At 43.9% G+C, this 18,192-nt stretch carries 19 protein-coding genes; all 19 read right to left on the bottom strand.

Going from position 1 to position 18,192, the window contains the following annotated elements; all coding sequences use genetic code 11:
• Nucleotides 1–2: 2 nt before the first annotated feature.
• The 19 genes from hisIE to BMW86_RS16305 all read right to left on the bottom strand — a co-directional run bounded on the left by hisIE (nucleotide 3) and on the right by BMW86_RS16305 (nucleotide 18,176).
• Nucleotides 3–611, bottom strand: a complete 609-nt coding sequence (gene hisIE, locus BMW86_RS16395; protein ID WP_089782806.1) for a bifunctional phosphoribosyl-AMP cyclohydrolase/phosphoribosyl-ATP diphosphatase HisIE — start codon at nucleotides 609–611, stop codon at nucleotides 3–5.
• Between the two features lie 35 nt (nucleotides 612–646).
• Complete coding sequence (gene hisF, locus BMW86_RS16390) at nucleotides 647–1,402, bottom strand: imidazole glycerol phosphate synthase subunit HisF (protein ID WP_089782805.1); 756 nt, start codon at nucleotides 1,400–1,402, stop codon at nucleotides 647–649.
• A 5-nt stretch (nucleotides 1,403–1,407) separates the two neighbouring features.
• Nucleotides 1,408–2,553, bottom strand: a complete 1,146-nt coding sequence (gene hisA, locus BMW86_RS16385; RefSeq protein ID WP_089782804.1) for a 1-(5-phosphoribosyl)-5-[(5-phosphoribosylamino)methylideneamino]imidazole-4-carboxamide isomerase — start codon at nucleotides 2,551–2,553, stop codon at nucleotides 1,408–1,410.
• A gap of 3 nt (nucleotides 2,554–2,556) precedes the next feature.
• Nucleotides 2,557–3,150 carry an imidazole glycerol phosphate synthase subunit HisH gene (gene hisH, locus BMW86_RS16380; protein ID WP_089782803.1) on the bottom strand — a complete coding sequence of 198 codons (594 nt, stop codon included), beginning with the start codon at nucleotides 3,148–3,150 and terminating at the stop codon, nucleotides 2,557–2,559.
• A gap of 6 nt (nucleotides 3,151–3,156) precedes the next feature.
• Nucleotides 3,157–3,927: a tryptophan synthase subunit alpha gene (gene trpA, locus BMW86_RS16375; RefSeq protein WP_089782802.1), complete on the bottom strand. Its 771-nt coding sequence runs from the start codon at nucleotides 3,925–3,927 to the stop codon at nucleotides 3,157–3,159.
• The gene (gene trpB / locus BMW86_RS16370) at nucleotides 3,924–5,141 is read right to left on the bottom strand and encodes a tryptophan synthase subunit beta (RefSeq protein ID WP_089782801.1); all 1,218 of its coding nucleotides are present in this window, start codon (nucleotides 5,139–5,141) and stop codon (nucleotides 3,924–3,926) included. Before trpB ends, trpA begins: the two co-directional genes overlap by 4 nt.
• 7 nt (nucleotides 5,142–5,148) lie before the next feature.
• Nucleotides 5,149–5,775 carry a phosphoribosylanthranilate isomerase gene (locus BMW86_RS16365; protein ID WP_089782800.1) on the bottom strand — a complete coding sequence of 209 codons (627 nt, stop codon included), beginning with the start codon at nucleotides 5,773–5,775 and terminating at the stop codon, nucleotides 5,149–5,151.
• Nucleotides 5,772–6,575, bottom strand: coding sequence for an indole-3-glycerol phosphate synthase TrpC (trpC, locus tag BMW86_RS16360; RefSeq protein WP_089782799.1), 804 nt, complete (start codon nucleotides 6,573–6,575; stop codon nucleotides 5,772–5,774). Before trpC ends, BMW86_RS16365 begins: the two co-directional genes overlap by 4 nt.
• Before the next feature lie 18 nt (nucleotides 6,576–6,593).
• Nucleotides 6,594–7,586 carry an anthranilate phosphoribosyltransferase gene (gene trpD / locus BMW86_RS16355; RefSeq protein ID WP_089782798.1) on the bottom strand — a complete coding sequence of 331 codons (993 nt, stop codon included), beginning with the start codon at nucleotides 7,584–7,586 and terminating at the stop codon, nucleotides 6,594–6,596.
• A 3-nt stretch (nucleotides 7,587–7,589) separates the two neighbouring features.
• Nucleotides 7,590–8,159, bottom strand: a complete 570-nt coding sequence (locus BMW86_RS16350) for an anthranilate synthase component II (RefSeq protein ID WP_089782797.1) — start codon at nucleotides 8,157–8,159, stop codon at nucleotides 7,590–7,592.
• A gap of 1 nt (nucleotide 8,160) precedes the next feature.
• The gene (locus BMW86_RS16345) at nucleotides 8,161–9,570 is read right to left on the bottom strand and encodes an anthranilate synthase component I family protein (RefSeq protein ID WP_089782796.1); all 1,410 of its coding nucleotides are present in this window, start codon (nucleotides 9,568–9,570) and stop codon (nucleotides 8,161–8,163) included.
• Nucleotides 9,571–9,825: 255 nt separating this feature from the next.
• Complete coding sequence (locus BMW86_RS16340) at nucleotides 9,826–10,017, bottom strand: hypothetical protein (RefSeq protein WP_089782795.1); 192 nt, start codon at nucleotides 10,015–10,017, stop codon at nucleotides 9,826–9,828.
• 12 nt (nucleotides 10,018–10,029) lie between these two features.
• Complete coding sequence (locus BMW86_RS16335; RefSeq protein WP_143056596.1) at nucleotides 10,030–10,428, bottom strand: DUF6169 family protein; 399 nt, start codon at nucleotides 10,426–10,428, stop codon at nucleotides 10,030–10,032.
• Nucleotides 10,429–10,851: 423 nt separating this feature from the next.
• The gene (gene hisB / locus BMW86_RS16330; protein WP_089782793.1) at nucleotides 10,852–11,988 is read right to left on the bottom strand and encodes a bifunctional histidinol-phosphatase/imidazoleglycerol-phosphate dehydratase HisB; all 1,137 of its coding nucleotides are present in this window, start codon (nucleotides 11,986–11,988) and stop codon (nucleotides 10,852–10,854) included.
• Complete coding sequence (hisC, locus tag BMW86_RS16325) at nucleotides 11,985–13,037, bottom strand: histidinol-phosphate transaminase (protein WP_089782792.1); 1,053 nt, start codon at nucleotides 13,035–13,037, stop codon at nucleotides 11,985–11,987. The genes hisB and hisC overlap by 4 nt, the downstream gene beginning before the upstream one ends.
• A gap of 7 nt (nucleotides 13,038–13,044) precedes the next feature.
• Entirely contained in the window at nucleotides 13,045–14,310 is a 1,266-nt protein-coding gene (gene hisD / locus BMW86_RS16320; RefSeq protein WP_089782791.1) for a histidinol dehydrogenase, read from the bottom strand.
• A 1-nt stretch (nucleotide 14,311) separates the two neighbouring features.
• Nucleotides 14,312–15,166 (bottom strand): ATP phosphoribosyltransferase, encoded by an 855-nt coding sequence (gene hisG / locus BMW86_RS16315; protein WP_089782790.1) that lies wholly within the window; start codon nucleotides 15,164–15,166, stop codon nucleotides 14,312–14,314.
• 233 nt (nucleotides 15,167–15,399) lie between these two features.
• Entirely contained in the window at nucleotides 15,400–17,199 is a 1,800-nt protein-coding gene (locus BMW86_RS16310) for an OmpA family protein (protein WP_089782789.1), read from the bottom strand.
• 2 nt (nucleotides 17,200–17,201) lie between these two features.
• Entirely contained in the window at nucleotides 17,202–18,176 is a 975-nt protein-coding gene (locus tag BMW86_RS16305) for a PorP/SprF family type IX secretion system membrane protein (protein ID WP_177189282.1), read from the bottom strand.
• Nucleotides 18,177–18,192 lie beyond the last annotated feature (16 nt).

Raw genomic sequence — 18,192 nt, 5'->3', positions numbered from 1 at the left:
TACTATTTATTGTGCCTTTGCTGTAGTATGGTAAGTACATCGGCCAGTTGGTAGCCTTTGGCACTCAGCAGTACGAGATAATGGAAAAGCAGGTCAGCAGACTCATTGAGGAACAGCTCCTCATTATCATCTTTTGCCTCTATCACCACTTCCACTGCCTCTTCTCCTACTTTCTGGGCTATCTTATTAATCCCTTTGGCAAAAAGTGTTGATGTATACGAGTTATCGGAAGGGTTATTCTTACGGTCGTTGATAATGCTTTCCAGTTTGCAAAGGAAGTCATTGCTCACATTGGCTTCTTCCCAGCAGGTATCAGCACCGGTATGGCATACCACCCCGACCGGATTCACCTTAATCAGCAGTGTATCGCTGTCGCAATCCACCCTGATATCCTGTAAGTGAAGGAAATTACCGCTTTCTTCGCCTTTGGTCCACAGTCTTTGTTTAGAACGGCTGAAAAACGTCACTTTCCCTTCTGCCAGTGTTTTATCCAGGGATTCCTGGTTCATATACCCCAGCATCAGCACCTTTAAAGTAGCCGCATCCTGTACGATGGCAGGCACCAGGCCGTCTGCTGATTTCTGAAAGTCTACCTGTTTATTATTGTACATGCGGTTTAAAGATTTTGCTCAAAATTAGTGTTTTATCAGAACCGGATATTAACCCCGTCCTGATATAAATAAGTTTTTAATGCCTGAATTTCAATTTCTTTATAATGGAAGATGGTAGCAGCCAGTGCCGCATCTGCCTGGGCAATCTCAAATACATCCTTGAAATGTGCCATGGTACCGGCTCCGCCAGAGGCAATCACCGGAACATTCAGGTTTTGGGACAGTAAAGCAGTGATATCCAGGGCAAAACCCTGTTTAGTACCGTCATTATTCATGGAAGTGAGCAGAATTTCCCCTGCACCACGATTTACCGCTTCTTTGGCCCAGTCGTATGCCCTGATCTCCGTTTTTACCCGGCCACCATTCAGGTACACGTACCAGTCGCCATTCTCAAAACGGGTATCGATGGCCAGCACCACACACTGGCTTCCAAATTCACGCGACAACTCATCTACCAGTTCCGGTCTTTTGAAAGCAGACGTGTTTACAGAGATCTTATCAGCTCCTGAGTTTAACAGCACACTTACATCATCCACAGAAGAAATTCCTCCACCTACAGTAAAAGGAATGTTTACATTCCTGGCGATACGGGTCACCAGTTCTGATAATGTTTTGCGCCGCTCATTGGTTGCTGTGATGTCCAGGAATACCAGTTCATCCGCTCCCTGTTCTGCGTAAAAGGCACCTAATTCAATAGGATCACCGGCATCGCGTATATTTTCAAAGTTCACACCCTTTACCGTACGACCATCTTTAATGTCCAGGCATGGAATGATACGTTTTGTTAACATGATCCTTATTTTTTTAAGTATGCTTCCAGTTCTTTCATGGTAATCTTATCTTCATAGATCGCCTTACCTACTATAACTCCACTACATCCGGCTTCTTCCAGTGCATGCACATCTGCCATTTCACTTACGCCGCCACTTGCTATAAATGTGATCTGCGGAAAACGTTCCAGGATCTTTTTATAGAGAGGGATAGATGGTCCCTGCAACAGGCCGTCTTTGGCGATATCTGTACAGAAAATGTTCTGTACACCCTGCTGAATATTCGATTCCAGGAAATCAAACACAGAAAGTTCTGTTGTTTCCAGCCATCCGCCAACGGCGATCTTTTCTTCTTTTACATCTGCACCCAGGAAAATCTTCTCTGCACCATATTTCTTTACCCAGCCAAAGAACAACTCAGGGTCTTTCACCGCAATACTGCCGATAGTAGCCAGTGCTGCACCATTCTCATATACAATTTTCAGGTCCTCTTCTTTCTTGATGCCACCGCCAAAATCTACTACCAGGTTCGTTTTCCCGGCAATCGCTTCCAGCACTTTCCAGTTCACGACCTCTCCCTTTTTAGCTCCATCCAGATCTACCAGGTGAAGGCGGGTTACCCCAATGCTTTCAAAGGCTTTCGCCACTTCCAGCGGATGTTCGTTGTATACTTTTTTCTGTGCGTAATCGCCCTGTGTAAGGCGCACACATTTACCATCTATGATATCTATCGCGGGGATGATCGAGAATCCCGTTGTATTATTTTTATCCAGTTGTAATTCCATCCTGCAAAAACTAATATTCCCTTTTGTAAAATATTCGCCTACTTGTGTGAAGCCGAACTGTGTGTAAAAAGTAGCTGCTGTATCGCGCGCATGACACCATAACAGTGACACATGATCTTTACGGCATAATTCAATCAGATGATTGATGAGCATACGGCCGTACCCTTTACCCTGACAGGCAGGATGTACTGCCAGCTTGCGAAACTGTGCATCCTTACGACGCAGGAATAAGGATACTACTCCTACCAGTTGTGCTTCCTCAAACAAACCGAAATGTAATCCGTCTTCGTCTCCCGGTACTTTTACTGCTTCCAGTGTTTCCCCCGGATACAGCACATCCCGGCGTAATTCCAATGTATCTTCCGTCGCTATTTTTCTGATATTCATTGCTTATAACTTCAGGAAATTTTCCAGGATTTTCGCGCCTTCTGTAGCGGATTTTTCCGGGTGAAACTGCACTGCATAAAAATTATCTTTCTGCAGGGCAGCACTGTAGTTAATCACGTAATTGGTAGTCGCTACCGTGTCAGCGCCAAGCGCTACATAGTAACTATGTACAAAGTACATGTAGGAATTCTCAGGTACATGCTCGAACATGGTGCTGTACAAACCTGTAATATTGTTCCAGCCAATCTGCGGAATTTTCAGCAGGTTATCTACCGGTGAAGTAAACTTCTTTACATCTACATCAAAAATACCCATACATGGAGTATCATTTTCTTCGGAATACTTACACATCAGCTGCATACCCAGGCAAATACCCAGGACCGGTTGTTCCAGACTGGTAATCAGCTGATCCAGTTTCCTTTCTTTCAGGTAACGCATGGCAGTGCTTGCCTCACCTACTCCGGGAAAGATCACCTTATCTGCTCCGCGGATCTCTTCAGGATCATCTGTAACTACTCCTTCCACACCGAGGCGGTCCAGCGCAAATAATACAGAGCGGATATTACCGGCATTGTATTTTATGATGACTGTTTTCATATACTTTTATTTCACACCTGCTATAAAACTCTTGATAGCAGCGTCGAGGTTAGTGGTATTTTCAATAGCGCGGATAAAGGCAGTACCTATGATAGCTCCGTTGCTATATGCGCAGGCAGCCTCAAAGGTAGCTTTATCTTTGATACCAAAGCCTATCAGCACAGGGTTCTTCAGCTGCAGTTGTTTCAGCTTTTCAAAGTAGGCCTGCTGATTACCCATATCTTTATCCTTACCAGTGGTAGAAGAAGAAGACACAGCATATACAAATCCTTTACTCAGACTATCGATCTTTCTTATTCTTTCTTCACTTGTTTCCGGTGTTACCAGGAATATCAAATGCAGTCCGTATTGTTCAAAGATGGATTTGTAATCTGATTCGTATTCATCCATTGGCAGATCCGGCAAGATCACGCCATCTACGCCTACTTCCGCACATTTCTTACAAAAGTTCTCAATACCGTATAGTAATACGGGATTCAGATATCCCATCAGGATAACGGGTACGTGTATAGTTTTACGGAAATCTTTCAGTTGTTCAAACAGCTGACGGATACTCATTCCGTTTTTGATAGCACGGGTGCTGCTTTCCTGGATCACAGGACCATCGGCCAGCGGATCAGAGAAAGGCATACCTAATTCGATAAGGTCTGCCCCATATTGCTGCAGGCTGGTCATCACCGGCAGGGTATCATTCAGTTCAGGAAACCCTGCGGTGCAGTATATGTTGAGGATGCCCGTTTTCTTCGTGGCAAATAACTGATCTATACGGTTGCTCATGATAATTTATTGGGCAGATTACGAATGTATGTTTCCATATCCTTATCTCCACGGCCGCTGAGGCAGAGTACCACTACATCACTGGGATTGAAAGACATGTCTTTTAATTTGGCCAGTGCATGGGATGATTCCAGGGCGGGGATGATACCTTCCAGGCGTGTCAGCTCATAGGCTGCCTGTAAGGCTTCATCATCGGTGGCGTTCAGGAAAGTAGCACGGCCGGTTTCAAACAGATGTGCATGTAAAGGGCCGATACCAGGGTAATCAAGTCCTGCTGAAATAGAGTGCGGTTCGGTAATCTGACCGTCTTCTGTTTGCATCAGCAGTGTTTTACTGGCATGGATGATACCCAGTTTACCCAACTGCGTCGTTGCAGCGGAGAACCCGGAATTCACCCCCTTACCACCTGCTTCTACAGCCACCAGCTTTACATCCGGTTCATTCAGGAAATGGTAGTAAGCACCGGCGGCATTGCTGCCTCCGCCTATACAAGCCATTACGTAATCAGGATTTGCCTTGCCTGTTTTTTCCAATAATTGTGCTTTAATCTCTTCACTGATCACTGACTGGAAACGGGCTACCATATCAGGATAAGGATGTGGCCCTGCTGCTGTACCCAGGATATAATGCGTATCTACAGGATTGTTGATCCAGTCGCGGATGGCTTCATTGGTGGCATCTTTCAATGTCTGACTACCACTGGTGGCAGCTACCACGGTAGCGCCCAGCATCTTCATACGCGCTACGTTTGGCGCCTGCCGCTGAATATCTATGCTACCCATGTAGATCACACATTCCATATTCATCAGGGCGCATACGGTGGCGGTGGCTACACCATGCTGTCCGGCACCGGTTTCTGCAATGATGCGGCTTTTGCCGAGTCGCTGTGCCAGCAGGATTTGTCCTACGGTATTGTTCACTTTATGTGCACCGGTATGGTTCAGGTCTTCCCTTTTCAGGTAGATGTTTGCTCCATATTTCTCAGACAGGCGTTTTGCGAGGTACAGAGGAGAAGGACGGCCTACATAATCGCGCAGCAGTTGATCGAACTGTTGTTGAAAAGCAGGGTCACGGAGGATTTGCAGGTAATTATCCTGCAGTTCTTTTACGTTGGGATACAACATCTCTGGTACGTAAGCACCGCCAAACCTGCCATAAAAGCCTTTCTCATCTACATGATACTTAGAGCCGAACGTATTTTCCGCAATCTTCATGCTATGACTATTTTAAAAAAGTTGATTGAATCTGTTCTGTAAAGGGCTTTACCTTTTCCATGTCTTTTACACCCGGATGTGTTTCGAATTTGCTGTTTACATCTACTGCGAATAAAGCAGGATGTTTGAATTCCAGTAATTCATTTAACTGTTCCGGACCAATTCCACCACTGAGGAAAAAGGGATGTTCGTAAGGATAATTGTTCAGCAGTTCCCAGTTGAATTTAATGCCTGTACCACCATAAGCATTACCGGCATCGGTATCAAACAGGAAATAATCTGTGACAGCGATATATGGCTGTATGGAATCCCAACTGATATTTGTTCTTACACGGAATGCCTTGACTACGGGAATATCTATGGATGCACAATAACCTGGTGTTTCATCACCATGTAACTGTACCATATCCAGACCATAATCTGTGATGGTGCGTCTTACCTGTTCCAGTGGAGCGTCAACGAACACACCTACTTTTTTGATCTCTTTTGTTTCCCGTATGGTACGCGGGTCCAGTTTACTGCCTGCGAAACGGGGAGATTTCTCATAGAAGATAAAGCCGGCATAGTCCACCTGGTATTCTACCAGCTTGAGCAGGTCTTCTCTCCTGGTGATACCGCATACTTTTATTTTCATTTCGCTAGTTTATCTGCCAGTTCCGTCACAAAGTTTTCAAATGCCCTGGGCGGATTTTCCTGTTTCATAAAAAGCTCCCCTATCAGGAAGCCGTTAAAGCCAGCCTGCTTTAGAGTAACGATAGCGTCGGTATTGCTGATACCGCTTTCTGCTACTTTACACTTGCCGTCCGGTATATGGGCCGCCAGCTCGCAGGAGCGGTTAAAATCCACCTTGAAGGTGGTCAGGTCCCTGTTGTTCACCCCTACCAGTTGAATATGATCTGTGACCTTATCGAGCTGATCACCGCTATGTACTTCCAGCAGGACTTCCAGTCCCTGGTTATTTGCAAAAGCGGCCAGGTGTTTCACTTCTTCTTTGCTGAGGCATTCTGCTATCAGCAGGATAACGTCTGCACCGATGGCTTTTGCTTCCAGGATCTGGTATTCGTCAATAATAAAATCCTTTCTGAGGATAGGTGTGTTATTATTCACGGCACGTGCCTGTTGCAGATCGTCGGAAGAGCCGCCGAAGAATTTTTCATCTGTGAGTACGGACAGTCCGGAAGCGCCATAGCGGGTATAAGCCATGGTTACATCCTGTACTGTTACGTCTCCGTTGATGATACCCTTAGAAGGAGAGCGTCGTTTAAACTCTGCAATGATCCCTGTTTTAACCGGGTCCTGCAGGAAGTGGGCAAGCGAAAGGGGCGTACGTTTGAACCAGGAAACCTGTTCCAGTTCTGCCACACTCCGCTGTTGTTTGCGGGCCGCCACTTCCGTGTGTTTATGAGCGACAATTTCTGTGAGTATATTTTTCATTTGTTCTTGTTTCCTGTACTATTGCAAACTTATCAACTTCTTAAAAGAATTGTAAGCTGCTCCTGATTCCAGGGAAGCGACTGCTGCCTGGAAACAATCTGCGTAATTACTATATTTTCCCATACAATGCAAGCCCATCGCTGCATTTGCCATTACCACAGAGTTCTGGGCCCAGCTACCTTCTCCTTTCAATATCTTGATAAATATTTTAGAAGCGGCTTCTACAGAGTTTCCTCCGGAGATATCTTCAGGATACACTTTACGTTTACCCAGTTGTTCCGGAGTCCAGTCTTTTTCTCCCTGGTTGGTGATAACACGGGTGTCTGCTGTCAGGGAGATTTCATCATATCCATCCAGGCTGTGAACGATCACATATTTCTTATCAGTCTGCTGGAACAGGTAGTTGTAAACCCTTGCCAGTTCCAGGCTATACACGCCTATCAGCTGATGTTGTGCAAATGCCGGGTTCACTAAGGGGCCCAACATGTTAAAGAATGTACGGATCCCCAGCTGTCTGCGGATGCCTGCTACATTTTTTAATGCGGGGTGGAACAGCGGTGCGTGCAGGAAACAAACGCCTGCTTCTTCCAGTTCCTGGCGCAGTTTAGCATCGTCGTTTTTGAACTTGTAGCCTGCTGATTCCATCAGATTGGATGCTCCGCTGATGGAAGATACGCCGTAGTTACCATGTTTGGCCACTTTTCCACCTGCGCCCGCTACAATAAAGCAGGATAGGGTAGAAATGTTGAACGTATTCTTTTCATCGCCGCCGGTGCCAACGATATCCAGTACATCATAACCATTCAGGTTTACTGGTATACAGAGCTCCAGCAGGGCATCGCGGAAGCCCAGCAGTTCATCTACGGTGATGCTGCGCATGAGGAATACTGTCATAAAAGCAGCGAGTTCGCTCTCGTTGTACATTCCTTTGGAAATGCTGATCAGTATATCTTTTGCCGCGTTGCGGGTAAAGGTTTTATGTTCGAAGAGGTAGTTTAGTATCTTTTTCATAGTTTATGCATTCAACCAGTTACGCATGATCTTTTCTCCTTCCGGCGTTAATACGCTTTCCGGGTGGAATTGTACACCGCTCACATCATATTGCTGATGTTGCAGTGCCATGATATATCCATTATCATCTCTGGCAGTGATAGTCAGGGATGACGGTAATGTTTTTTCATCAACTACCCATGAGTGGTAACGGCCCACTTCCAGCTGATCTGGTAAGCCGTTAAAGATCCTCCCCTCTCTTGAGATTATATTTACGTTAGTGGCTACGCCATGGTATACATCTTTGAGATTTGTAAGGCTTGCTCCGAATGCTTCGCCTATTGCCTGCTGACCAAGACACACGCCGAATATAGATTTGGTAGCGGCATATTCTTTTATCAGCGGCAGTAATAAACCTGCTTCTTCCGGAATACCCGGCCCTGGTGAAAGGATGATCTTATCATATGCCTTTACTTTTTCCAGGGGAATTTCATCATTACGGACTACTGTCACTTTTCCGTGAATAATCTTTTCTACCAGGTGTACCAGGTTATAGGTAAAAGAGTCGTAATTATCAAACACCAGAATGTTCATGTCAGATATTTTGTGCCAGCACAATGGCTTGCTTTAATGCGTTCAGTTTATTGTTCACTTCTTCCAGTTCTGAGGAGGCCACTGATTTAGCAACTACTCCGGCACCTGCCTGGTAGTACAGCGTATTTGATTTACTCAGGATAGAGCGGATCATAATAGCATGATTGAAATCTCCGTTGAAGCTTACGGCGCCTATACATCCGCCGTAGAATCCCCTTGCAGTAGGTTCGTACTGATCGATGATCTGCATGGCCCTGTACTTCGGTGCACCGGATAATGTTCCTGCGGGGAAAGTAGCTGCCAATAGTGAGAAAGGATTTAACCCTGACTGAATTTTACCAGTTACTTCGCTCACTAAATGAATGACATGTGAGTAGTACTGTATCTTTCTGTAAGACTCCACTTCCACATCTGTTGCCAACCTGCTAAGATCGTTCCTGGCAAGGTCTACCAGCATTACGTGTTCTGCGTTTTCTTTGGGATCTTCCAGTAGCTGTGCTGCCAGTTGTCTGTCCTGTTCATCGTTGCCGGTACGGCGGAAAGTGCCTGCTATCGGGTGGATGGTAGCCTTTCCTTCTTTGATAATAAGCTGTGCTTCAGGGGAAGAACCCATCAGTTTATAATCGCCATAATCGAAGAAGAAAAGATAAGGGGAAGGGTTGATGGAGCGGAGGGCACGATATACATTGAATTCATCACCTTTAAACTGCTGGTGGAAAGCTCTTGATAACACTACCTGGAAGACATCTCCGCGGAAGCAGTGTTGCTTTCCTTTTTCGACCATTTCGATATATTGTTCGTTGGTCATATTGCTTTGTTCCTCTCCTTCGGCGCTGAACTTATAGTTCGGTACATCTTTTTGCCGGATGAGGGATTCTATCAGTTCAAACTCGCTATCAAGGCCTTCTACCTGGTTTTCACAGAGATAGAGTTCATCTTTGAAGTGATTGATAGCGATCACGTATTGGTAGAAACGGTAACGCATCAGCGGGATGGTGTTACCATTTTGTTTATTCTGATTAAACTCAATCGTTTCGAAGAACTGTACGGAATCGAAAGTACTGTATCCGAAGAGGCTTTGTACAACGGGCAATACCGGCTTATTGACAAAGTTGAAGTGACTCAGGAACTTCTGTAGTTCATCCAGTACGTTCTGGGGGCTTTTCAGCTGTTTCCTTTCTGGCGGAAGGTTCGGATATTTAAATTCGAAGTCCTTGGTACTGGTAACTTCCATGCCGGCGATCGGCTTGATACAAATAAAAGAAAAGCTGTTTTCACTGGCGCGATAATCAGTACTTTCCAGCAATACGGAACCGGGGAACCGGTCGCGGAGCCGCAGGTAGATGCCGACAGGGGTGAATATGTCTGCCAGCATTTGCTTTGATCTTGATTTTACTTGAATACTACCCATTGGTTTGTTAATTGATTTGATTGGGTGACCGTCAAAAACGAAGAAGGCCCGCTGTGTAACAGCGAGCCTTCCAATTATATTTCACTACGAAACATGGCACTGTAACACGTTATCAGGAACTGATAGTATGCCAACGCCAATGTTTGTATGTCATGTTTATATTCATTGCGGAACAAATATCTGGTGTTTTTTGAAAAAATGCAAATTTTTGTTTTATAAATTTATTTTTTTTTGGGGGTAGGGTTATAATCAATGTTATGCTACAGTAAATCTTTCATCTGTTAAAGCAAGTCTTCTGAGCATCTCATTTGCTCTTGCTACCTGTTCCGGGAAAAGTTCCCTATCTCCTAATTTCTCAGCAATTGCCCGAAGTCTTTTCCTGGAAGCTGCTTCTTTACAAGCTTTCGCTTCTGTTTTAAATCTTGTTATGAAAGTTAAATTTTTCATGTTCTGGAAATATTATGCGGCAACATACTCGTTATCCGCTGGAAAATACTCATCAATACTTCTATAAAAAGCATCTACATAATAATCTTTCAATTGATTATCAGATCTTATAAAGAAGGATGCATATAGTCCTTCTTTAGCTTGTGCTTCTCTGCAATCGAATTTCTCGATTGGAACATCTACTTCTTTGTACCATTTATTAAATGTTATCCTTCTATGACGGCCATAGCCATCACTGGTGCTACAAATATATATGGTACTCATTTCTTTGTTATTTTCAAAGAAATCAGTGATTATTTGAAGAATGGTATTTTTCACCTTCGGATCATATTTTCTATTCTCAACAATAAGAGGTTCGTGGTAAAATCCTAATGACATTACCACAACATCTTCACCATTACTATTTTTCAAATAGTAACCAGTAAAGTATAGAAAATATGTTAGTCCGAAATCTGTAGTGAAAGAATTATAACCTTCTTCAGTAGTGCTAATACTGTACTGGTTTAACAAAATTTATACCTTTAAGAGAGGATAGTGGAACTCCTTTTTCAATAGCTTCCTGAATCCGTTTTTTATCCTCCAATATATGGCGGATCAGATTATATGGCTTTTCTGAATTTGGAGCAATATGTATCTTTTCGTTTTTCATATCTCTACAAATCTATTGAAAAAATACACAAGTAGAAAAATATTTTTAAATCTTCACAGAACCCTCACCATAGCAGTTATAACGTCAATATCATTATGAAAAATTTGCTAAGTAAAAAGTAATATATATTACTAAAAAAGCGGAATGTGCAACACATTCCGCTCTCAAAAACTATTAAAAAAATATTATAGAACCCCTTTAGTACTTGGCAATTGCATATTAGAAGGATTGCGTTTTACTGCCATCTTAATTGCTTTTGCAAATACTTTGAAGATCGCTTCTATTTTATGATGTTCGTTTTCGCCTTCTGCTTTGATGTTGAGATTACATTTAGCAGCATCGGAGAATGATTTGAAGAAGTGGAAGAACATCTCTGTTGGCATCTCTCCTATCTTCTCGCGGTTAAACTTCGCATCCCACACAATCCAGTTACGGCCACCGAAGTCTATGGCCGCCTGCGCCAGGCAGTCATCCATCGGTAAGCAGAAGCCGTAGCGCTCTATACCACGCTTGTCTGCAAGACCCATCGCCATCGCTTCACCGAGTGCAAGACCAACGTCTTCTATGGTATGGTGTTCATCTATGTGAAGGTCCCCTTTGGCTTTGACAGTGAGGTCTATGCTGCCATGACGCGCTATCTGATCGAGCATATGGTCGAAGAAACCTAGGCCGGTGTGGATGTCTGCTTTACCGGTACCATCCAGGTTGAGAGAGATAGTGATATCCGTTTCTTTGGTAGTACGGGTATGTGTAACTGTGCGTAAGCCGAGTTTTAAAAACTCGTAGATCTTCTCCCAGTCAGTAGATTCGAGGGCGATAGTAGATTGTAATGCCTGGAGATCATCACTTATTTCCGCACTACCCAGGCCAGTACCTTCGTTTAAAAAGATAGCCTTAGCGCCAAGGTTTTTTGCCAGTTGAACATCTGTAATACGGTCGCCAATAACAAAAGAATTAACAAGGTCGTAGTCAGCAGAGAAGAATTTGGTAAGCATGCCGGTACCCGGTTTCCTCGTAGGCGCATTTTCATGCGGGAAAGAGCGGTCTATGAATGCTTCCTTAAAGATGACACCTTCATTGGCAAAAGCACGCGTAATGAAGTTCTGAGCGGGCCAGAAATCGGTTTCCGGGAAACTGGCCGTACCCAGGCCATCCTGGTTCGTTACCATCACCAATTCGAAATCAAGTTCCGCAGCAATCTTAGCCAGGTAAGTAAATACCTTTGGATAAAATTCTACTTTATCCAGACTATCTATTTGATACGTAGGAGGAACTTCTTTGATGATAGTGCCATCCCTGTCTATGAAGAGTACTCTTTTCATAATTGAACTGATTTAATCGCGTTTACCACGGTGATGTTTTCTTCAGGCGTACCTACAGTGATACGCAGACAACCATTACACAGCTCTACTTTAGAACGGTCGCGGACGATGATCCCCTGTTCTACCAGGTAATTATAAATACCTTTCGCATCTGTTGTTTTCGCCAGTACGAAGTTGGAATCACTTGGATATACTTCCAGTACTTGCGGTAATGATTCCAGTGCTGCAGATAATTTATCCCTCTCAATCACCGTATCCCTGATCCACTCATTCACCTGTTCAATATTATCCAATGCCTGCAAAACGAGATCCTGCGCTGCCTGATTGATATTATAAGGAGGTTTTACCTTGTTGAGAACATTGATGATCTCTTCACCTGCAAAAGCCATTCCCACACGCAAAGCTGCCAGTCCCCATGCTTTAGACAACGTCTGCATGATAACGAGATTAGGATACTCTGTTAACTCAGGAATAAATGTTTTCTGACGGGCAAAGTTGATATACGCTTCGTCTATCACGACAATACCATCAAAGTTATTCAGGATCATTTCTATATCCGTACGATTGATAGAATTACCTGTAGGATTATTGGGAGAGCAGATAAAAATGAGCTTCGTATTCTCATCCACCGCCTGCTGCAATGCGGCCATATCTATCTGATAGGTATCAGGAGTCAACGATACTTTACGCACGATTACATCGTTGATATTAGCACTCACTTCGTACATCCCATAAGTAGGCGGAAACAATACCACATTGTCTATCCCCGGGCGGCAAAAAGAACGGTACAACACATCAATCACTTCATCACTGCCATTTCCCAGGAAAATATTCTGAGGAGGAACACCTTTGATATCCGCCAGTTTGTACTTTACTTTCCACTGCATCGGATCTGGATAACGGTTGTATTTCACCGGTAACGGAGAACCATAACTATTCTCGTTTGCATCGAGGAAGATAGCCGCTTCTCCCTTGAACTCATCCCTTGCTGTTGAGTAAGGTACCAGTCTTTTAATATTATCGCGTAATAAGCTAGTAAGATCAAACATAACTTTGTTATTTGTATTTTAACCTGATTGTCACCGCATTCTTATGCGCATCCAATCCTTCTGCTGCTGCCATTATTTCGATGGTAGCACCTATCTGCTGTAAGCCTTCTCTGGTCAGCCGCTGGAAGGTGATCTTCTTCACAAAGCTGTCTAAAGACACCCCGCTGTAAGCAGTCGCATACCCATTGGTAGGCAATGTATGATTAGTACCGGAAGCATAATCACCTGCACTCTCCGGAGAATAGTTACCCAGGAAGACAGAACCCGCATTGATCACTGCATCTGCAATACCAATATCATCTTTACAAGCTACGATCAGATGCTCAGGTGCATATGCATTCAACAACTCCATCGCTTCTTCCGTATCCTTTACTAAAATGATACGACTGTTTTCCAGTGCCAATGCTGCGATATCTTTACGTGGTAACAACGCCAGCTGCGCAGTTACTTCCTTCTGCACTTCTTCAATAATCTCCTCAGCAGTGGTGACTAACAACACCTGGCTATCAGGACCATGTTCCGCCTGAGACAACAAGTCTGCTGCCACAAAAGCAGGGATACATGTTTCATCCGCCAGCACAGCCACTTCAGAAGGACCAGCAGGCATATCTATCGCCACACCGCTCTTATTAACAAGCTGCTTGGCACAGGTGACATACTGGTTACCCGGACCAAAGATCTTATGCACTTTAGGTACACTCTCCGTTCCATACGCCATCGCCGCAATAGCCTGCACACCGCCTATTTTGAATACACGTTCTATTCCTACCTGTTCAGCAGCATATAAAACGGCAGGATGCATAGAAGGCGTACAAAGAACGATCTCCTTACAACCCGCTATCATTGCCGGTATACCCAACATTAATATGGTGGAAAACAAAGGCGCAGAACCACCAGGAATATACAATCCCACCTTTTCGATGGCTACCGGCTTGCGCCAGCATTGTACACCAGGCATAGTTTCGATAATCTTACCGGCTTCCTGTTGTGCTTTATGAAAGAGTTCTATGTTCTGCTTTGCCTGTAAAATGGCTTTTTTCAGATCTGCATCCAGCACAGCAGAAGCATGTATAAATTCAGCAGACGTTACTTCCAGCGTTTGCAGCTCTACCTTATCAAACTGCTGCGCATATTTGCGTACAGCGGCATCCCCATTTTGCTTTACATCTGCCAGGATATTCCCGACATTCGTTTCCAGCGCTGCCGTATCCATTACAGGACGTTGCAGTAATGATGGCCAGGAAGTTCTCTCAGGGTATTTATATACTAACATATTAAATGATCATCTTTTCTATGGGAACTACCAGGATACCTTGTGCACCGGCAGCTTTCAGGCTTTCGATGATATCCCAGAAATCATTTTCATTCAGAACGGAATGTACAGAACTCCATCCTGCTTCTGCCAGCGGCAATACGGTAGGACTCTTCATACCCGGTAACAGGCTGATGATCTTTTGCAGATTATCATTCGGGGCATTCAGCAATACGTACTTATTGTTTTTGGCTTTCTTCACAGCCTGGATACGGAATAACAGCTTTTCAAGTAATTGCTGCTGTTCAGCATTCAGGTTATTATTAGTGATAAGCACTGATTCTGATTTCAGGATCACCTCTACTTCTTTCAGACCATTCATGAACAGGGTGGAACCACTGCTTACAAGGTCACAGATAGCATCTGCCAAACCAATACCAGGAGCGATCTCCACAGATCCGCTGATCTCATGGATATCTGCTGTGATACCATTTTCTTTCAGGAACTTTTCAAGAATTACCGGATAACTGGTAGCAATACGCAGTTTGTCCATATCCTTTACACCATTGTATTCTACGGACCTTGGTACGGCCAGAGACAAACGGCATTTACCAAAACCCAGTTTGGTAGCCACCTTTACAGAGCGGTTCTTTTCCAGCACCACATTCTCTCCCACCATTCCGATGTCCGCTACGCCGTCTTCAACGTACTGTGGAATATCATCGTCGCGCAGGAAAAACACTTCCAGGGGAAAGTTACTGGCTTCTGTCTTCAACTTGTTTACGCCGTTGTTAATATCGATTCCACACTCTTTTAAGAGCTTGATAGAATCTTCGTGTAAACGTCCTGATTTCTGAATGGCAATTCTCAGTTTCATATTGTTACTAATGTTCCGTGAAAAACAAAAAAGGGGCTTACCGTTTGGTAAGCCCCTGATGATGTTCTAATATCTTATATAGTACATAATCATCCCAGCCTACCTGTTTGGTAAGAAATGATGGTGATGATGTGTATGTACGTTTATGTTCATAATTTGAATAACGGTGCGAAGTTAATAACTATTTTTAAAAACAAAAGGAATTTTTTTGTTACTAAATATTAAAAAAGCCTTTAATGCACCACCGTCAACTCCGTCCTTCTATTCTCCTGATGCTGGCTTTCCGTACAAGGAACACCATCACTACAAGGATTTATAGGGTCTTTTTCTCCCATATTCTGATAGGAGAAGCGCTTAGGAGAAATGCCTTTATTAGTCAGATAGGCGATGACTGCATAACAACGCTGGGCGGTAAGATTCAGGTTGTAACTGTCAGAACCACGGCTATCAGCATAAGATTTGATGATCAGCCTCCAGTTGGGACGTTCCTTTAATACAGCAGCTACGTTATCCAGCACTCTTTTCGACTCATCCAGCAGCACCGCACTATTGTAGTCGTAGAGGAAGCGGAGCTTCTCCAGGCGACCTACAACCGCTTTATCCGGGTTGGTAAGGGTATCAGGCGCCGGTGGCTTAACGGCGACAATTTCCGGTTTGATGGTAGGTTTAGTCACAGTCTCCGGTGTAACAACCGCCAGTTTAGCAGTATCCGGTTGCTTCAGCTTCTCCGTAAGATGTGCATCCATAAAATGATAGACATCATCTCCTCCCATCCCACCAAGGCGGTTAGAAGAGAAAAAACCTTCAAGGTCATTCCCCCTTAGAATAAAGCCCATATCATCCCCTCCGGAATTTACCGGAGAACGCAAGTTTTGTAATCCATCCCAGGTAGCCCGGTCACCTGCCACACGGAAAATATCATATCCGCCCATTCCAGGATGCCCCTTACTGGAAAAATATAAATATCCGTACTCATTGATAGTAGGACAAGCCTCATCCTCAGACGTATTGATCACTGGTCCGCAGTTCTTAGGGGTACCCCAGCTATGGTCTGCCTGACGCTCACTATACCAGATATCCGATTTTCCTGATCCACCTGGTCTGTCGGAAACAAAATATAACACATTGCCTTCCCGGTTGATCACTGCATGACTGGATGAACTTCCTTTATAATTTAACTCCCGCACAAACTCCAGTTTCTTCCATTTATATCCATCTTTATCCTTTACAGTACGGAATATTAATAAATTAAATGTCTGCTTCAGTCCACGCGTTTCCACCAGCTGGTTAATGGTAACATATGCTGTATCCTCCCTGGCATTAAAACATACCGGACCAATGTTATAAGGCAGTCTCCCAAGCACTGATGGTATTACTTCATCCAGCACATTATTGGCATTACCACGTATATACTGTTTCAGCATATACGATTTAAAATAAGGCTGACCAATACGTTCATCAACATTGGGATGCGACTCTGACTTCCCGCTTATACCCATTTTACGATAACCATTCCCTTCTATCAGCAAGCCCTGTTTGGTAACTCCACTAATCCATTCATCATTCTGTGTACACAGGTCTTTAATGTTTTCCAGTGCATAATCCGGTAGTAATGATTTCCAGGCAACAGCGCTATCACAACCAGCTAATAACATAGCCTTCCTTTTATCTGATAAAAGTGCAATCTGCTCTTTCGCCTTCTTATAATCCTCTGTGCGTTTCAGCATCTCGATAAAGATAAGACGGATACTATCTCCACTTTCAGGACGTTTCAGCATATTCTCATACCAGTAAGTGGCAGCAGGAATAGTTCCCATTTTAAGATAGGAGTTAGCCAGTTTACCCATTATCTCTAATGGAGGGTTTTTAGATTTGGAAACGAGATCATTGTAAAGATTAACAGCCCTTGGATATTGTTGAAATTCATAGGCCTCATCCGCAAGCTCCCGGGTACTCTTTTGCTCCTGAGCCTGTACGATATGCGGAAATAAAAACATTACACATAACACTAAAACAAAAAAACGTATCATCATATTTAAAAGTATCGGGGATTAATTACCTGTGATTTTTTAGATGGAAAAGACAGACCAATAGAGATCTCATGAGAGCCTCCCTGGTAGCCTGCCAGTTTGTTAATATTTAAATCATACGAATAACCAATCCTTAATTTTTCAGAGGCATAGTATTCTACAATCGCACTGGCCGCATTGCTTATCTGCAGGTCATTGGGTAACTGATTCTTCCATAATCTCGGATTCATACGGTAAGACCCTCCTATCCATATCAGGTTATCAATCTGCAAAAAAGTATTGATATCTATTCCTGTTGGCCCTTTAAAATCTTCTTTAACCAATATGGAAGGTTTTAACCGGAGATGCTCAGACAAATACAACATGCAACCCGTAGTGAGGTATACATGCTGGGTTTTTCGTATGGTCCCGAAATTATATCCTTTCCAAAAATATCCTTTTTCTGTATATAACGAAAAAAGATCCATTACTGATACACCCAGATAAAAAGAGGATGTATAATAATAAATCCCGAACCGCGCATCAGGCGCTAATGTATTCACTTTACCCGTAGGTACGGTAGGGTCATCATTCTCCCTTGGCACCAGCGCCTTCCCATCCAGGGAATATTGTGTAACACCAATGCCTAAACCAAGGCATAAGCGTTTGGTGCCTTCTTCATCCAGAGGGATACGGTATGCATAAGAGCCGTATAAAGAAAACGCCTGTTGCGGTCCCATAAAATCTGCCATCAGTTGCACCCCCAGTCCTACCCTGTTCTCCCTCGTAGGACCATCAACAGAGATCCCCCCGGTACGTGGGGCACCAGGAATGCCCGTCCACTGATGCCGGTAAGTGGCGCTCACATACATCTGTTCTTTATAACCCGCATAAGCAGGGTTCACACTCAGCCCATTAAATACATACTGACTGAATTGTACCGTCTGCTGTGCTTGTGCTTGTCCCACCGTCATGAACAGGAGAAGGATCACCTTGCGCATGCTTGCATATTTTAAG

It is taken from the genome of Chitinophaga sp. YR573, assembly GCF_900110995.1.
Classification (GTDB): domain Bacteria; phylum Bacteroidota; class Bacteroidia; order Chitinophagales; family Chitinophagaceae; genus Chitinophaga.
The sequence above is the reverse complement of the archived record's forward strand: the minus strand, read 5'-3'. Positions and strand labels throughout refer to the sequence as shown.

Bases quoted from the DNA above. Each gene is read 5' to 3' on its own strand.
- BMW86_RS16350 (WP_089782797.1), bottom strand. From the start codon at position 8,159: ATGAACATTCTGGTGTTTGATAATTACGACTCTTTTACCTATAACCTG.
- BMW86_RS16345 (WP_089782796.1), bottom strand. From the start codon at position 9,570: ATGGGTAGTATTCAAGTAAAATCAAGATCAAAGCAAATGCTGGCAGAC.
- BMW86_RS16340 (WP_089782795.1), bottom strand. From the start codon at position 10,017: ATGAAAAATTTAACTTTCATAACAAGATTTAAAACAGAAGCGAAAGCT.
- hisIE (WP_089782806.1), bottom strand. From the start codon at position 611: ATGTACAATAATAAACAGGTAGACTTTCAGAAATCAGCAGACGGCCTG.
- trpA (WP_089782802.1), bottom strand. From the start codon at position 3,927: ATGAGCAACCGTATAGATCAGTTATTTGCCACGAAGAAAACGGGCATC.
- trpB (WP_089782801.1), bottom strand. From the start codon at position 5,141: ATGAAGATTGCGGAAAATACGTTCGGCTCTAAGTATCATGTAGATGAG.
- trpD (WP_089782798.1), bottom strand. From the start codon at position 7,586: ATGAAAAAGATACTAAACTACCTCTTCGAACATAAAACCTTTACCCGC.
- hisD (WP_089782791.1), bottom strand. From the start codon at position 14,310: ATGTTAGTATATAAATACCCTGAGAGAACTTCCTGGCCATCATTACTG.
- hisF (WP_089782805.1), bottom strand. From the start codon at position 1,402: ATGTTAACAAAACGTATCATTCCATGCCTGGACATTAAAGATGGTCGT.
- BMW86_RS16305 (WP_177189282.1), bottom strand. From the start codon at position 18,176: ATGCGCAAGGTGATCCTTCTCCTGTTCATGACGGTGGGACAAGCACAA.
- trpC (WP_089782799.1), bottom strand. From the start codon at position 6,575: ATGAAAAATATACTCACAGAAATTGTCGCTCATAAACACACGGAAGTG.
- BMW86_RS16310 (WP_089782789.1), bottom strand. From the start codon at position 17,199: ATGATGATACGTTTTTTTGTTTTAGTGTTATGTGTAATGTTTTTATTT.
- hisG (WP_089782790.1), bottom strand. From the start codon at position 15,166: ATGAAACTGAGAATTGCCATTCAGAAATCAGGACGTTTACACGAAGAT.
- hisC (WP_089782792.1), bottom strand. From the start codon at position 13,037: ATGTTTGATCTTACTAGCTTATTACGCGATAATATTAAAAGACTGGTA.
- hisA (WP_089782804.1), bottom strand. From the start codon at position 2,553: ATGAATATCAGAAAAATAGCGACGGAAGATACATTGGAATTACGCCGG.
- hisH (WP_089782803.1), bottom strand. From the start codon at position 3,150: ATGAAAACAGTCATCATAAAATACAATGCCGGTAATATCCGCTCTGTA.
- hisB (WP_089782793.1), bottom strand. From the start codon at position 11,988: ATGAAAAGAGTACTCTTCATAGACAGGGATGGCACTATCATCAAAGAA.
- BMW86_RS16365 (WP_089782800.1), bottom strand. From the start codon at position 5,775: ATGAAAATAAAAGTATGCGGTATCACCAGGAGAGAAGACCTGCTCAAG.